The organism is Marinagarivorans algicola (assembly GCF_001292705.1).
In the GTDB taxonomy this organism is placed as follows: domain Bacteria; phylum Pseudomonadota; class Gammaproteobacteria; order Pseudomonadales; family Cellvibrionaceae; genus Marinagarivorans; species Marinagarivorans algicola.
On sequence record NZ_LGAK01000038.1, the window covers coordinates 37,021 to 53,261 of the forward strand.

Consider the following 16,241-nt stretch of genomic DNA (forward strand, 5'->3'; position numbering starts at 1 on the left):
GTGTGGTCATTTTTCATAATCGTTTACAGCGTAATGTACCGTAAAACCTGACCCTATTAGCCCTACGGCATGACACATATTGGTCGGCAAGCCGAACTGACTACAATAACAAACTTACTCTAACTAAAAACGTACTTTGGTAAAATGCGTTTAGCCCAAACCCAATATTACAGCCAAGCATTTCAACCAGCACCTAGACACTGGTCTAAAACCCAGCCTCAAAGGCTCAGACGTCATGTTAATCATTTAGGTTTCAGCGATAAAACGGGCTGACATGCGAAGAATGCTGCACGCTTATCCTATAACGTCCTTTACAATTTTGTTCACTCAACCTCTGAGTGATTAGACCTGATAATGATTTGATTGACGCGCTACAAGCTGCGTTTCACTCATCAAACCATTCCAACACCACTAACGTGCCCTCAATCAATTACAGCAAAATAAGCCATCAATAGACAAAAAAGTGCCCGCAATGCGGGCACTTTTAATGGCTGCTAACCTAGCGACGTAGACCAAGTTTCTTGATCAATGCTGAGTAGCGGCTAGTATCTTTAGACTTCAAGTAATCCAACAACTTACGACGTTGGTTTACCATGCGGATCAAACCACGACGTGAATGGTGATCTTGCTTGTTGTCAGCAAAGTGACCTTGAAGCTTATTGATATTGACCGTTAAAAGAGCCACTTGTACTTCTGGTGAACCAGTGTCACCTTCGGCTTGTTGGTGTTCTTTAACAATTGCTGCTTTTTCTTGAGCACTGAGTGCCATAGTCATTTCCTCTTAATTTAAAGTAGAATATGCACCTACCCGCTTAACAGCGTTAAGCCAGCAGGAAATACGCGGCCTGACCGTGCATATCGACAGTCAGGTCGGTTTGCTAGCGTGACTTACACACCGCATAACGGCAGTTTAAGGCAACTAACAAAAACGTGATAAGCCCAACACAATACAAGGGCTCATCGAAATATAAGCTTAGTACAGTTATCAGCACGAGCCCATAACAACACTGGATGATAGCAGTACAACGCCATAACAATACCTAAGCACAACAATACCTAAGCACAACAACACCCAGCCATAACAATACAGCCCACAAAGTGCACCCGCGATGTACCCGCGAGTATTTTAGCTGTCAGTCAAGTGCAGTAGTTAATAAACCACCAAACGCTTTGGTGCTAAACGCGCGTCATCGGTCACTTCTGCAACGCCTAGGAATTGGCCATTTTCATGGCGAACACGCACTTTATCACCTTGCTCAGCGACTTGATAGACCTTGTTATCCATCACCGCCTGCCCCATACAAAAGTAGTGCGCTGTATTGGCATCAATTATTGTTTCAGGAATATCAGAAATAGTCGCATCCACAGGTGCCAACAGCTCATCTAGTCGCTCCGGGCCGCCACCTTCGCGCTTGGCCTCTAAAGCTTCAATAGTTACCATATCCTCTTCAACAAAGGGGCCAGCTTGGCTGCGATGCAATGCGCTCACATGCCCACCAACACCGAGCTTTTCACCAACGTCTTGCGCAAGGCTCCTAATGTAAGTGCCTTTACTGCATTTAACATTGACATCCACTTCAGCGCTATCGCCTAGGCGTATTGCTAAAACATCGATGCTATAAATGATGATATTGCGGGCTTTTCGCTCAACCTCTATACCTTCGCGCGCCAGCTTGTACAGTGGTTGACCTTGGTATTTTAACGCAGAAACCATTGGGGGCACTTGCGCTATGGGGCCTACAAAAGTAGCTATGACTTCACGTATCTTCGCCTCAGTTAAGGCGCTCGTATCGCGTACCTCAAGCGCCTCACCTTCAGAGTCAAGCGTCGAGGTATTCACCCCTAACGTAAAAGTACTCAAATAGGCTTTATCAGCATCCAGGAGGTGTTGCGAGAATTTTGTGGCCTCACCAAAGCACAACGGTAAAACACCCGTAGCCAATGGATCGAGCGCACCGGTATGGCCCGCACGGTTCGCATCAAATTGGTAGCGCGCGCGCTGTAAGGCTTGGTTGGATGTTAAGCCCTGCGGCTTGTACAAAACAAGAACGCCGTGCACAGCACGGCCATTTTTACGTCGACGTCCCAAGGCTATTGCTCGCTCGGGCTTGAGTCATCAGAGTCATTGGGCCCTTCACTTGACTGGTTGGCCTTATCAGCAGCAACAGCCTTATCAATAAGACCGCTCAGTATGCCGCCTTGATGTGCTGTTTTGTCATAATAAAACATCAATTTAGGCGTAGAGCGCATAGTGAGCTCTTTACTGATTAAGCTGCGCAAAAAGCCCGCCGCTTTATTTAAAACCGCTGCGGCTTGCTGACACTCTTCTTGAGTAGCACCCACCACAGTGATATAGACTTTTGCGATTGACAAATCGCGCGCAACATCAACATCATTGACATTGACCATGCCAACACGTGGATCACGAATTTCAGCTGCGATCATCTGCGACAGCAAACGCTGCACAGCATCAGCAACACGGTCAGAGCGAGTAAATTCTCTTGCCATAAAAAAAGCGGGCGCGCTTAAAGCTCGCGCGCCACCTCCTTCACATCAAAGACTTCAATCTGATCTCCGACTTTTACGTCGTAGTTCTTAACACCGATACCACACTCGGTACCGTTACGCACTTCGTTAACATCATCTTTAAAGCGACGAAGTGACTCTAACTCGCCCTCAAAAATAACCACGTTATCGCGCAGTACACGAATAGGCTTGTTACGGTATACGGTACCTTCTGTCACCATACAACCCGCCACTTGGCCAAACTTAGGCGAGCGGAAGACTTCGCGAACATCAGCAATACCTACAATCTCTTCAACGCGCTCAGGTGACAACATGCCACTGAGTGCAGATTTCACCTCATCAATCAATTGATAAATGATGCTGTAGTAACGCAATTCAATCGATTCACGCTCAGCCAATCGACGACCACTGGCATCAGCACGTACGTTAAAACCAATAACAATAGCGCCCGAAGTCAATGCAAGATTGATGTCGTTTTCGGTAATTCCCCCAACGCCATCACCTACAATATTCACCTGAACTTCATCATTACCCATGTCTAATAAGGCTGCAGAAATCGCTTCTAACGAGCCGCGCACATCGGTTTTAAGTACCACAGGCAAGATTTTTTTCTCGCCATTGTCGGCCATACCCGCAAACATATTTTCGAGTTTAGCCGCTTGCTGACGCGCCAAACGCTCTTGACGTTCTTTTTCAGTCCTGAATTCAGCCACCTCACGCGCTTTACGCTCATCAGGTACAACACCAAATTCATCACCCGCTTGCGGCACAGAATCTAGGCCTAAAATTTCAACCGGTGTCGAAGGACCCGCTTCTTTGACCACTTGCCCACGCTCGTCACTCATGGCACGTACACGGCCAAAGCTTTGGCCAGCAAGCAATACATCACTCGTACGCAAGGTACCACTTTGCACCAACATAGTAGCTACAACACCGCGACCTTTTTCCATCCGCGATTCAATTACAACACCGCGTGCGGGTACCCCAATCTCGGCTTTAAGCTCAAGCATTTCTGACTGTAAAGCAACCGCTTCAAGTAACTGATCAACACCTTCGCCAGTTAACGCTGATACCTGAATAAACTGAGTATCACCACCCCAGTCATCGGGGATCACATCTTTCGCTACTAACTCGTTTTTAACGCGATCAGGGTCAGCAGACTCCTTATCACATTTGTTAATCGCAACAACAATAGGGACACCCGCAGCTTTGGCATGCTGAATGGCTTCTTCTGTTTGAGGCATCACACCATCATCAGCTGCCACAACCAAAATCACAACATCGGTACACTGCGCACCACGAGCACGCATCGAGGTAAACGCCGCATGGCCAGGCGTATCCAAGAAAGCAAGCTCACCATGGCTCGTAGGCACACGGTAAGCACCAATATGCTGCGTAATACCGCCCGCTTCGCCAGAGGCAACTTTTGCCTTACGAATGTAATCCAACAATGAGGTTTTGCCGTGGTCAACATGACCCATGACAGTCACAATCGCCGAGCGTGTCACTTCCTCGCCTACACTGGCTTTCATGATTTCTTCTTGGAAAGCTTCTTCGACAGCGTCAGAGCTGACCAAAACTGCGTTATGGCCTAGCTCCTCAACAACCAGCTGTGCAATTTCTTGCTCAATAGGCTGATTAACGGTCGCCATAACACCCATTTTCATAAGGTGCTTAACTACTTCGCCACCCTTAACGTTCATGCTCTGAGCAAGCTCAGAAACCGTGATCATTTCGGGGATTTTAATATCATGCACAGACTTACTCGCAGGCTTTTGGAAGCCATGTTTATTCGCAATTTTAATAGTTTTACGACGTTTGCCACGTGATTTACGGCCCACATCTTCATCACCGTTCACTTCATCCAGGTAGCTCAATACCGCTGAGCCTTTTTTGGGCAGAGGCGTTTCTGTTTTCTTAATCGCTCTACCGGCTTTTTTATTGTGCTTTTTAACGGTCTCTTCTTCGATAGGCTCTTCTGGTTTAACCTTCTTTTTACCGTGCTTGTGTTTTTCAGCTTCGACCTTAGCCGCCAACTCTTCCGGCGTTGCCACTTGCGCCTCTGGCTTTTTAGGCACAGGCTTGGCTGCTTTTTTGATTTTATCCGCCGCTTTAAGCTTTTCAGCTTCTAATTTTTCGCGCTTGCGCACCTCTTCAAGGCGCTCCTCTTCTTCGCGCGCTTTACGACGAATCAAAGCGCGTTGACGCAGAATTTCTGCATCATCCACGAAGCTTGAGCGAATAGGCTGGCGTTTTTTAACCGGCTTAGGTTTCTCTTCTACAGGTTTTTCCGTTTTTGGCTCAGCAGCTTTTTCGACTACTTTAGGTGCCTCAACAGCAGCCTCAACAACGGGGTCTGGTTTTTTCTCGGCTTTCACGGCAACAGGCTCTACTTTCGCTTTAACAACCTCTTCAGCAGGCTCAACCTTAGCATCAACAACCTCATCTACAACAGGTTCTACAGCCGGCTCTACAACAGGTGTAGCATCCACTTTTGGCTCTGTTTTTGGTGCTTTAACTTCTGGTTTTTTTTGCACTGCCACATCGGGTGTGGTTTTTTCTTCAACCTTAGGTACTACATTAGGCACTACATTAGAATTAGGTGCTGCAGTTTTTGTAGTACTGGGTGTCTCGCCGGCATTAGTGGCTTCAACAGTCTCAGGCTGACTCTCGACCTCATCGCGCTTAACGTAGGTACGTTTTTTACGCACTTCGACATTGACCGTTTTACGACTAGCGCCGCTACCGGTTTTTAATGTAGAAGTTGTTTTGCGTTTTAGCGTGATCTTCTTAGGCTCAGTAGCTTGCTCGCCACCATGAATAGTTTTCAAAAACGCTAATAATTTTTGTTTTTCATCATCCGATACAACATCATCGGCTGACTGTTGTGACAAACCTGCTTGCCCCATTTGCGTTAATAAACGCTCGACGGAGGTGCCAACAGACTTGGCGAGTTCACTTACGATTACTTCTGCCATTTTAAATCCTCAGTCGTTACTTATTCGGTTTCTTGGGCAAACCAGGGTTCGCGCGCTTTCATAATTAACGCGGCTGCGCGCTCTTCATCCATGCCGTCAATATCCATCAATTCATCAACAGATTGCTCGGCAAGGTCTTCCATACAAATCACACCACGTTGGGCCAACGTAAAGGCCAACGCACGATCAATGCCTTCCATATTCAACAAGTCTTCGGCCGGCTCGGCTTTATCAATTTCTTCTTCTGCGGCCAACTCTTTAGTCAATAAAGCGTCTTTGGCACGGCTGCGTAACTCTTCGGCCACATCTTGATCAAAGCCATCAATAGCCAAAAATTCTTCCATCGGTACGTAGGCAATTTCTTCTAAAGTGGTAAACCCTTCCTCAACTAAAACCTCGGCAACCTCTTCATCAATATCGAGTGCCTCCATAAAGGTTTCCACAACACTGCCTGTTTCCGATTTTTGCTTTTCGTTCCAGGCGTCAACGCTCATGACGTTGATTTCCCAACCGGTTAGCTCAGACGCTAAACGCACATTTTGGCCGCCTCGGCCAATGGCTTGCGCCAAGCCTTCTTCGACAACCGCGACATCCATACTGTTGGTGTCTTCATCAATCACAATCGATTCAATTTCGGCTGGCGCCATGCTGTTGATTACAAATTGCGCCGGATTATCATTCCACAAAATAATATCGATACGCTCGCTGGCCAATTCATTAGAGACAGCTTGTACTCGTGACCCCCGCATACCCACACAGGCTCCAACCGGATCAATACGACCATCGTTGGTGTATACGGCTATTTTGGCACGCGAACCTGGGTCACGCGCAGCACCGCGAAGCTCGATGACTTCTTCGGCGATTTCTGGCACTTCAATTTTAAACAGTTCCACTAACATTTGCGGGCAAGAGCGACTTAAAAATAGCTGCGGGCCTCGTGTCTCCGATCGAATTTCGAGCAAAACTGCTCGCACCCGGTCGTTCATACGAAAGATCTCACGGCCAACCAATTGATCGCGTGGCAATAAGCCTTCGGCATTATTCCCCAAATCCACAATAATATTATCGCGAGTCACTTTTTTGACCGAGCCCGAAATTAATTCGCCCACTTGGTCGCGATACTGATCAACAATTTGTGCTCGCTCGGCTTCGCGTACTTTTTGCACAATAACTTGCTTGGCCGTTTGTGCAGCAATACGACCAAACTCAGCATTATCGATCACTTCTTTACAAATATCACCCACCACCAGTGACGGATCTTTTTCGTGCGCTTCTTCCGTCGTTAACTGGGTACCCAACTCCGCCATGACGTCATCAGCCATTACTTCCCAGCTACGCTCGGTTAAGTAATCGCCAGTTCTGCGGTCGATGGTCACAGTAATATTTGACTCTTCGTCAAAACGTTTTTTAGCCGCCGATGCCAGTGCCAGTTCAATGGCTTGAAAAATCACTTCACGATCAACGCCTTTCTCGTGCGATACCGCATCTGCAACTAATAAAATTTCTTTATTCTTCATGGATAGCCTCTAATTAATCCCTAAAACGTAGGGATAATATTTGCCTTATCAATTAATTCGAAAGGAAGGAGGAACTCTTCACTATCGACTTCCAATACCACTTCGTCCCCTTCCACACCCTTTAATAGACCTTTGAAGTTTCGGCGACCATCGAAAGCAATGCGCAGTCGTACATTGGCTTTTAAACCAATGCTCTCGACAAATTGCTCTAGTTTGAATAATGGGCGATCCATTCCAGGCGATGACACCTCTAGCGTATACTCGCTACTGACAGGGTCTTCTACATCCAACACACTACTGACTTGGCGGCTGACTTTTTCGCAGTCGTCAACGCCAATACCGTCGGCTTTATCAATATAAATGCGCAATAATGCGCGGTGACTGCCTTGGGGTAGATACTCTAGCCCCCACAACTCACACCCCAACGAGGCCACAACGGGGCCAAGCATGTCTTCTAAACGCTGCTGGATAGATGCCATAGATTTAATAGGTACTCTCTAATAAGTAAAAGAAACAAACAAAAAATGGGCCTATAGCCCATGAATTTATCGGGGCCTTGGTCGATAATAAAGGGCCTCCAGATAACAAAAAACCCCAAAAATGGGGCCTTTTAATACATACAACAGATGCTACGTTAAAAATACAACATCGTTAAATGCAAACAACGATCGGCGCAAATTATAGTGACCCTGCTACGCGATAGCAAGACCACAACGACAACCATCAAATTTTAGGCATAAAAAAACCCAGAATAATCGTCAAAAAAACGCTTATTCTGGGTTTTCTTGAAGTTTACGATATTTTAAATACCGATTTGGCCAAGGATAGCATTAGCCAGGGTAACAAGCCCTTAAGCGTAATTAAAAACGCCTACTCTCAAGTGGTAGCGGGGGCTGGATTTGAACCAACGACCTTCGGGTTATGAGCCCGACGAGCTACCAGACTGCTCCACCCCGCACCTGAGACATCCGGTTAAGCTATTTTACATCGCCGCGATATGTAACATTTCGCTTTGATCCTAGTGGCTGCCCCTTCCGATGACGCGCATTCTAGAGAGGAAGCGCTCCCTCGTCAACCTCTTTATGCAATATTTTCTTAATATACTTCAATAACTTAGCAAACGCACAAAATACACGCTCAACGCTTACTTAACGTACATAACATCAACGGTGAGCGCACGCCGGTAAAACCAAACACTACAGTGCATTGCGCAAACCCAGCTCTCGCGGGTGCGGACGCAAGTAAACTTGTTGCTTGATATAGTCACTTGCGTAATGATCTAAGTAGTGACCCAATAACTTCATCGGTACTGCCAATGGCACCTGGTGCTTGCGGTACTCTTCAATAGCCTCAACCAGCTCTTGGCGCAAAGGCCCCTTCACTTCATCATTAACATACCCTAACAAATGATAGAGTACATTACTGTGGCCGCGGTGATTGGGCGGCTTTTGAGTACCTTGCATTAACGTGGTTTCGTATTCAGCCCACACCTCATCAATACTCCCCACCCCCGCGCGCGCGACTAACTGCCCGAGCGTTTTATACAACGACTGCCCATAAGACATCACAAAATATTTAAGCCTAGAATGCAAGGCCACCAACTTAGCCGCCGTTTTTCCCTTTTGCGCCAACATGCGCAATTCATGATAAACAAATACGCGAGCAATAAAGCTTTCTCTTAAAACAGGGTCGTTCAATCGCCCCTCTTCTTCAACAGGCAGATTAGGGTTAGCCGCCACAATGGCGCTAGCAAATACGCCTGCGCGTTTTTTAGGATGTACTCCTTTTTCGGTATATACCTTAGAGCTATATAAGCCACAGCTTGGCGAGTTTTTCATGAAAATAAAACCACTGAGCGTGTGCGCCATGGCAGCCTCTTTGGCGCTATAGTCTTTAAGTGCATCGGTCACATCCAGATCACCACCATCGCTACCAACAATACGCGGGTCATTAAAATCGCCCTGCATCCTTATCGCTGGGCGCGGTATACTCATACCAATAGCCACCTCAGGGCACACCGTTTTAAAATCAAAATAGGTCGCTAGCTCCCGCATGCAAAATACCGAGCGCTTATGCCCTCCGTTATAACGCACCTCTTGCCCCATAAGGCAGGCCGATATCCCCACTGGCACCTGCAAATCTTTGAATGCATCCATAATTACTTACCCTTCACTCACGCCAATTACGGCAGGTTAATCATCTGTTGTATCATAATAATACGCTATCAGTTTTTGGGTAGATGATTAGTAAAAAAATTAGTCACTATTCAAAGCCCCAGAAATCGGGTCCTATACGACAACTAGCGACGCAAAATCATAAGCCAGCGGCCTATATTGAGTAAGCTGGCCAGCGCGGCAGCAAAATACGTGAGCGCAGCCGCCTTAAGTATCTTGCGTACAGGCTCATGGTACTCTTTAGGTAAGTAGCCATCTTCAGTCAAAATTGGCAGCGCCTTATTAAAACTTGCATCCCACTCTTCGGGCAAGACGACCCAGTACATCAAGGCACCAGCCAACTGTAATAATACACTTAGCGCTAGCGCTGCCATAAAAACCCCAGGCGCTTTGCCAACAGCCACAATGATAGGCAAAGCCATTAACACCCAAGTACCGGCTTTTTGCAGTTTCAGTGATAACGGCATGTACTTGGCCCGTAACTGCGATACTCGCTCATGCCGATGATACTGAATAGCATGCCCCACTTCGTGTGCCGCCACCGCCACTGCCGTGAGTGATTTGCCCTCAAAATAACTAGGGCTTAAGCGCACAGCTTTTGCTTGTGGGTCAAAATGATCGGCACCTTCTGTGCACTGCTCAAGTGTCACGCCGGTTAACTCAAAGCGCTCAATCAGGTGCTGTGCTAGCTCGCCACCGGTACCGGGCATCCCCTGCAACTGCGTACTGTATTTATACAACGTATAGCGCACCCAAAATTGCGGCAATAAAGAGCACAATACCAACACAACAGTCACTATTAATAAAATCATCGCGCATCACCCTCTATTCAAAACCACCTATTCAAACCCCTCTGTATCCCCCCTTTAAAGCGCAACTATTTCAGCCCAGCTGAAAACACCACCCTAACAGAGCAGATTCCGTTATTTTCTATATTTAAGCACTGGGCTTTGCAGATAAAGAGGACTGAAACGCTGTACCAGCATAACGTTGTACCAGCATAAGGACTGTACCAGCATAAGGACAGGCAAGATGAGACTTTGCACGAGCATACAACCAAAGAGCGCAAAATCGTAAATAGTGTACGCAACCCAAACTCTAATTGATTAGCGCCTAATGCCGATACTGGCAATGTGTAACTGATAAACATACACAAAGACAGCCATAAATAAAAACCACGGCGCCCGCAATGACACTTGCTACACAGAAGATATACTGTATCATCCGAAAAAAGATACAACATATCATTCAGTTAACCCTTCGGAGCCACCATGAAATACCCTTTGATGCCCCTTGCGCTACTGACAACTGCCATAGCCACGGTATCGACTAACGCCCACGCATTAAGCGGAAAAGTTGTTGATCAAAACGGCGATGCTGTTGCCAACGCCCAAATTGAAGCGATTGGCAGTCACCAAAAATACCTTACCAATGCCCGCGGCGAGTTTAATATACCAGGAAAGACCATTGATGAAATTCATATCGAGGCTCCTGGCTTTAGCCATAAAGTTTTTCACTTGCACGGGAAGCACCAAGGGGCACTCACTGTTGAGCTCTCGCGGGCAATTATTGAAGTTGTCGACGTGATTGGCTTGCCCATTCATGCCTCTAAAATTGAGTCAGCGCAGCCCATCTCGGTATTGAGCGGTGAAGAGCTCATTAAAAAGCAAGCCTCAACCCTAGGCGAGACCCTTAAAAATGAAGTGGGTGTACAAAGCACCTCATATGGCGGTGTAGCGGCTAGCCCTATTATTCGTAGCCTCGACGGCCCTCGCGTACTGGTCACCCAAAACGGCTTAGATACTGGCGATGTATCACGTATCGGGCCCGATCACGCAGTCACAACAGAAGCCAGTACCGCCCAGCAAATCGAAATTTTACGCGGCCCCGCCACACTCTTTTATGGCTCTGGCGCTATTGGTGGTGTCATCAATATTGTTGATGATCGCGTCCCTCAAAATAGCGATTTTAAAGCCGCTGTCGCCACCGAGTATAACTCGGTCAATAACGAAAGTTTAATAGCCGCCGGCATGACTGGAGGCAACGACCTATTTGCTGCACATATTGATATGTTTGCACGTAACAGTAAGGACTATGATATTCCGGGCTTTGCCGATTACGATGCAGACCACGAAACCGACGCCGAACACGAAGAAGAGGGGCACGAAGAGCATGCCCGCGGTACTTTAGCTAACAGCGGTTCAGAGGGGAAAGGCATTAACCTTGGTGGCAGCTGGTTATTAGATAACGGTTTTGTCGGTCTATCTTATGGCCATCTAGAGCGCCAAAACGGCATTCCCGGCCATAGTCACGTTGAGCAAGATCATGAAGACGAGCATGCCGAGGACGAGGATCACAACGACGAACACGAAGAAGACTCACACGAAGAACACGCAGAAGAAAACATTCTTTCGGACTATCGCCAAAACCGCTGGCAACTCCTCGGTGAATACCAAGTTGACGGAAATTTTTTAAATAAAATAAGTGCCAGCGCCGGCTACACCGACTATACACATGCCGAGCTTCATGAAGAAGAGCATGAAGAGCATGATGAAGACGAACATGAAGACGAGCACGACGAAGGTACGGTATTCAACAGCACCACCACGCAACTGCGCGTCAACTTTCACCATAATGAAATAGCCGGCTGGAAAGGGGCTTTTTCGCTCGAAAATAAAAACATCGATTTTGAAGCCAGCGGCGCCGAAGCCTTTACACCTAACTCACAAACGCAAGAGTTTGGTTTTGCTGTTATCGAAGAAAAACATGCAGGCTCATTACTGTGGCAACTCGGTGCCCGTATCGAGCGCGTCTCTTTAAAAGCTGATGATCTACACCTCGCACACCAAGAGCACGCTCATGAAGAAGAGCTTGAAGACGAGCATGACGACGAGCACGGTGAAGAGCACAATGAAGCGGTGCATTTTGAAGACCTAGACTTCACCCCCTTTAGCCTATCGGCAGGTGTCGTTTGGGATTTTGCTGACGGCTATAACATGGGTATCTCTTTAGCGCATGCCGAGCGAGCACCTAGCGCAGCAGAGCTTTTTTCAGCGGGTGAGCATATTGCCACACGTACCTTTGAAGTCGGCGCATTGTTTGACATCCACGAAGAAGAGCACGAGGGAGAAACTGAGTACCACCTAGACTATCACGGCGAAGCCAAAAAAGAGGTCTCGAATAATATCGACCTGTCTATTCGCAAGTTTGAAGGCGATTTCGGCTTTGTAATTAACTTGTTTTACAACCAAATCACCGATTACTACGCACTGACTCATACAGGTTTAACCACCGAAGATTTGTTTAGCGATAAACATGACGAGCACGCAGCCGGTATGGCCGAAGCCGAAGAAGAGCACGACCACGGCGCCAGCGTATTACCCATACACATATTTAGCCAACAAGATGCCACAATCCGCGGGCTTGAAGCAGAACTCGCTTGGCAATTTCACAGCAATGCCAAGTGGACTGTTTGGGGGGATACGGTGAATGCCAAACTCGATAACGGGGGTTACTTGCCACGCACCTCACCAACACGCTTAGCGAACCAACTCAATATTGACTATAACGCGTGGGGTATTGAAATAGACGCCGTTAAATATTTTGAACAAAACAAAACTGCAATCAATGAAACCTCCTCTGAGGGTTACACCTTACTGAATGCCCGCATCAAATACACTCTACCTTTTGGCAATAACAGCCAAGTGTATTTAGCGGGTAATAATTTAAGCGACAAACAAGCGCGCGCGCATACATCATTTCTCAAAAAACAAGCTCCATTGCCTGGGCGCAATATAAAACTCGGCTTCAGCGCCAAGTTTTAACCCATACAGCACCTGCACCGCAGCCAATACGGTGCAGGTATTTTTATGGGGTAGTATTTTGATTGCATAACACTTTTATCGAATAACCTTAAAAACGCCGATTATTATGAATGAACAACAGCTCAGCAAAACCCTCAGCAAAGCACAAGCCATGTGCTCACAATCTGGTAGCCGCTTAACCGATAAACGGCAACGTATTTTAGAACTGCTATTAATGTCTGAAGTACCGCTGTCGGCTTACGAAGTCGCCGATGCCTACAACCGCTCATCAAACACCTCAATGCCGCCAATGTCAGTTTACCGAATATTAGATTTCCTCGAGTCCGAGCAGCTTGCACACAAGCTTAGCTCGACCAATAAATATGTAGCATGCTCGCATATTACGTGTTCACACGGCCACAATGTACCGCAATTTTTAATTTGTGGTAAATGCCAAAGTGTTAAAGAAATTGCCATTTCAAAACACATTATCGACGAGCTCAGCACCCAAGTGAGCAACGCTGGCTACACCTTAATCAGGCCCCAACTAGAGCTCGATTGCCACTGCCAACGCTGCGCGGCCTAACGCTGTGTATAATTATTCAGTTCTATAATGTAATACCGTACTGTCATCGAATACCGTACTGTCATTAAGTCTCTCACTCTACTTTAATATTGCGCACTCAATAGCCTGCGCTTTCAAACGACACTTATGAAATACCTTACCGCTATAACCAACACACATTTGCAGCGCGCAGCCGATATCTCTGCGGTAACGCTAGCCTTTTTATGCACATTACATTGTTTGGTATTACCGCTATTTATAATAGTTGGTTCTATGCTTGGCAGCCTCGCACTCGCTGATGAGTCGTTTCATAAAACCTTGGTGTTTATCACCCTGCCTATCAGTATGACTGGTTTGTATTTAGGATGCCGTAAGCACCAAAGGCTCTCGGTGATATTAACAGGGGCAGCAGGCGTGAGTATCATTGTGCTTGCCGCTTGCGCTGATGCCATTTTTCACTCACCCCTATTACACACACTGCCGTTACATATGTCATTACCACACACAGCCCTGATCGAAAAAACACTATCGGTGCTAGGGTCGCTGCTTATTATATTCGCGCACATTAAAAACCATCGGCTATGCCGGCAACAAAACTGCTCATGCAGTAGTCATTAAAAGCAAAAAACATATTTTATTTTTTCTAACTTTACTATTGATCCAGCATTTTTATTTTATACATGCATTAAATAATTTTTGCTATTATTCATTCTATACAGTTCGGTAATCATTGTGAGCCATCTTCAAGCAGTACCGTGTAATATTATTACCGGCTTTTTAGGTGTAGGTAAAACCTCAGCTATTTTAAACCTACTCAAAAACAAACCCAGCCATGAACGCTGGGCAGTATTAGTCAATGAATTTGGCGAGATAGGTATTGACGGTAGCTTATTTGAAGGCTGGACTAATACCAGTACCAGTACCCATATTAATAACAGCGGCAATATTAATAAAAACACTCACACCAACAGTTCGAATATCTTTATTCGGGAAGTGCCCGGGGGCTGTATGTGCTGCGCAGCAGGCTTGCCTATGCAAATTGCACTTAATCAATTACTCGCACGTGCCAAACCCGACCGCCTACTAATAGAGCCCACCGGCCTTGGCCACCCCAAAGAAATCATCGCGGCACTCAGCGCAGAGCATTATAGCGACGTACTAGACATTCAAAAGATTGTAACCTTAGTGGATGCCCGTAAACTCAGCGATACACGCTATACCCAGCACAGTACTTTTAACGAGCAAATAGCGATTGCCGATGTGATTGTAGGTAATAAACAAGATTTATACAGTGCCGCTGAGCCAGCAGCATTAATGCAATATATTAGCGAGCACGCCAGCGTAGAAACTAAAGTGTATTTTACCGAGCAAGCCATACTGCAAGATCATTGGCTGCAAGGCACTACACAACTGCGACACACGAAGTACAACCAGCATAATAGTAACGTAAAACACAATAATAGCCCCAGCCATCACAAAAGCACCCCAAAACCCGACATCAACCAACAAGCATTCCCTGAATGCGGTTATTTATCGGCCAGTAATCAAGCCGAAGGGTTTTATAGTATTGGTTGGCGTTTTGCCCCCAGCAAAATATTTCATTACGCAAAAATTAAAGCGTTTTTACTCGCGCAACTAGCCAGCGCCGAGCGCATTAAAGCCACGATTATTAGCACGCAAGGAGGTATTAGTTTTAACTTAACAAAAGACACCCACGAAGAAGCAAGCATCGACCTACCCGCACAAAGCCGCTTAGAAATCATCACACCTGCCCTGCCGGCTAATCTTGAGCAACAACTAATAGCCTGCCTTAATGATTAACGCCACGGGCATATTGATTTCTAGAGTCAGTATTTTTTCCTCGTCCCTAAATTTAAGGCATTTATTGAACCGGCTTTTCGCGTCACTCACCCACACGACCCTCAGCGCACATCGACCACTCGGCTCGCCACTTTGTAGCGAATTTTTAGACCTTGCCATTTCGGTAGCTCCCAACGCTTGGGGTCGGTTTTGCGTAGGCCGGCAACGCGCTCCATAATGACTGTCTTTTTATCGAGCTGGTAGTCCATTTTTAATTGCAAATTAGCCAGTGCTAGGTGCTGAGGGTATTGCTCATCTATCGCTGCCCGCTGCCAATCAGGTACGCCATCAAAGGCTAAATCATCGGCATCGATTAAGGGAATATCGTCAACGGTTTCAAGCCCCAAGCTCACGAGTTTATTAGCCAAATAAGTGCCGGGCTCGGGTACCTCGTCGGTGCGCTTTTCTAGGTTTAAATAAATTGCCCAAGCGTGTAAGTCGGCGTGCAATTGTGCGGCCACTTTAGGGAAGACTTTATTGCGCAATATTAATTCGCTTAGGGCAAAAGGCAGTAGGGCTTTATTGGGTGGGCTTTGCGTGCGCTCTATTTCGCGGCCGGCATAGGTGCGCTTTGTTTCGACTAATATTTTGCCTTTTTCGATGAATGTTCTCTTTAAGCTAACATCGCCTAGTTGCCATTGGCACATCTGCTTAAGGGTAATAGGCGACATGCATGTTGCCAGCGCAAGGTTTTGTTTTGTGCCCTTGGCCGGAATAATATGCTGGTCTAATACTATGGCTGCCTCGGCATCTTCGGCAAAGCGACTATCGCGGCCAACGCTCACCTCACTATAACCATTACCCAGTGCTTGGCGGCG

The 16,241-nt window shown here is 46.7% G+C and carries 13 protein-coding genes and 1 tRNA gene; 4 read left to right on the forward strand and 10 right to left on the reverse strand.

The window, feature by feature from the left end:
* Positions 1–499 precede the first annotated feature (499 nt).
* From rpsO to AC438_RS12545, 9 genes are all read right to left on the reverse strand, one after another.
* Positions 500–769 carry a 30S ribosomal protein S15 gene (rpsO, locus tag AC438_RS12505; protein WP_053981598.1) on the reverse strand — a complete coding sequence of 90 codons (270 nt, stop codon included), beginning with the start codon at positions 767–769 and terminating at the stop codon, positions 500–502.
* A gap of 381 nt (positions 770–1,150) precedes the next feature.
* A complete protein-coding gene (gene truB, locus AC438_RS12510) occupies positions 1,151–2,089 on the reverse strand; it encodes a tRNA pseudouridine(55) synthase TruB (protein ID WP_053981599.1) in 939 nt (312 codons plus the stop codon).
* Between the two features lie 2 nt (positions 2,090–2,091).
* Entirely contained in the window at positions 2,092–2,508 is a 417-nt protein-coding gene (gene rbfA, locus AC438_RS12515; protein WP_053981600.1) for a 30S ribosome-binding factor RbfA, read from the reverse strand.
* A 17-nt stretch (positions 2,509–2,525) separates the two neighbouring features.
* Entirely contained in the window at positions 2,526–5,504 is a 2,979-nt protein-coding gene (gene infB / locus AC438_RS12520) for a translation initiation factor IF-2 (protein WP_053981601.1), read from the reverse strand.
* A 20-nt stretch (positions 5,505–5,524) separates the two neighbouring features.
* On the reverse strand, positions 5,525–7,021 hold the full coding sequence (gene nusA, locus AC438_RS12525) for a transcription termination factor NusA (RefSeq protein WP_053981602.1): 1,497 nt from the start codon (positions 7,019–7,021) through the stop codon (positions 5,525–5,527).
* A 20-nt stretch (positions 7,022–7,041) separates the two neighbouring features.
* Positions 7,042–7,500, reverse strand: coding sequence for a ribosome maturation factor RimP (rimP, locus tag AC438_RS12530; protein WP_053981603.1), 459 nt, complete (start codon positions 7,498–7,500; stop codon positions 7,042–7,044).
* A 402-nt stretch (positions 7,501–7,902) separates the two neighbouring features.
* Positions 7,903–7,979, reverse strand: a tRNA-Met gene (locus AC438_RS12535).
* A 238-nt stretch (positions 7,980–8,217) separates the two neighbouring features.
* Positions 8,218–9,177, reverse strand: a complete 960-nt coding sequence (locus AC438_RS12540) for a YbgA family protein (RefSeq protein WP_053981604.1) — start codon at positions 9,175–9,177, stop codon at positions 8,218–8,220.
* 143 nt (positions 9,178–9,320) lie between these two features.
* Entirely contained in the window at positions 9,321–10,007 is a 687-nt protein-coding gene (locus AC438_RS12545) for a zinc metallopeptidase (RefSeq protein ID WP_053981605.1), read from the reverse strand.
* 459 nt (positions 10,008–10,466) lie between these two features.
* On the opposite strand from AC438_RS12545, the gene AC438_RS12550 reads away from it, so the two are divergent.
* The 4 genes from AC438_RS12550 (at position 10,467) to AC438_RS12565 (ending at position 15,384) form a co-directional block, all read left to right on the forward strand.
* Positions 10,467–13,019: a TonB-dependent receptor gene (locus AC438_RS12550; RefSeq protein ID WP_238376388.1), complete on the forward strand. Its 2,553-nt coding sequence runs from the start codon at positions 10,467–10,469 to the stop codon at positions 13,017–13,019.
* Between the two features lie 106 nt (positions 13,020–13,125).
* Positions 13,126–13,584, forward strand: coding sequence for a Fur family transcriptional regulator (locus AC438_RS12555; protein WP_053981606.1), 459 nt, complete (start codon positions 13,126–13,128; stop codon positions 13,582–13,584).
* A 126-nt stretch (positions 13,585–13,710) separates the two neighbouring features.
* Positions 13,711–14,181 (forward strand): MerC domain-containing protein, encoded by a 471-nt coding sequence (locus AC438_RS17440; protein WP_053981607.1) that lies wholly within the window; start codon positions 13,711–13,713, stop codon positions 14,179–14,181.
* Between the two features lie 114 nt (positions 14,182–14,295).
* Entirely contained in the window at positions 14,296–15,384 is a 1,089-nt protein-coding gene (locus tag AC438_RS12565; RefSeq protein ID WP_238376389.1) for a CobW family GTP-binding protein, read from the forward strand.
* A gap of 101 nt (positions 15,385–15,485) precedes the next feature.
* Here AC438_RS12565 and AC438_RS16980 read toward each other — a convergent pair.
* The coding region (locus AC438_RS16980) for a hypothetical protein (RefSeq protein ID WP_202904761.1) at positions 15,486–16,241 on the reverse strand (756 nt) is incomplete at its 5' end.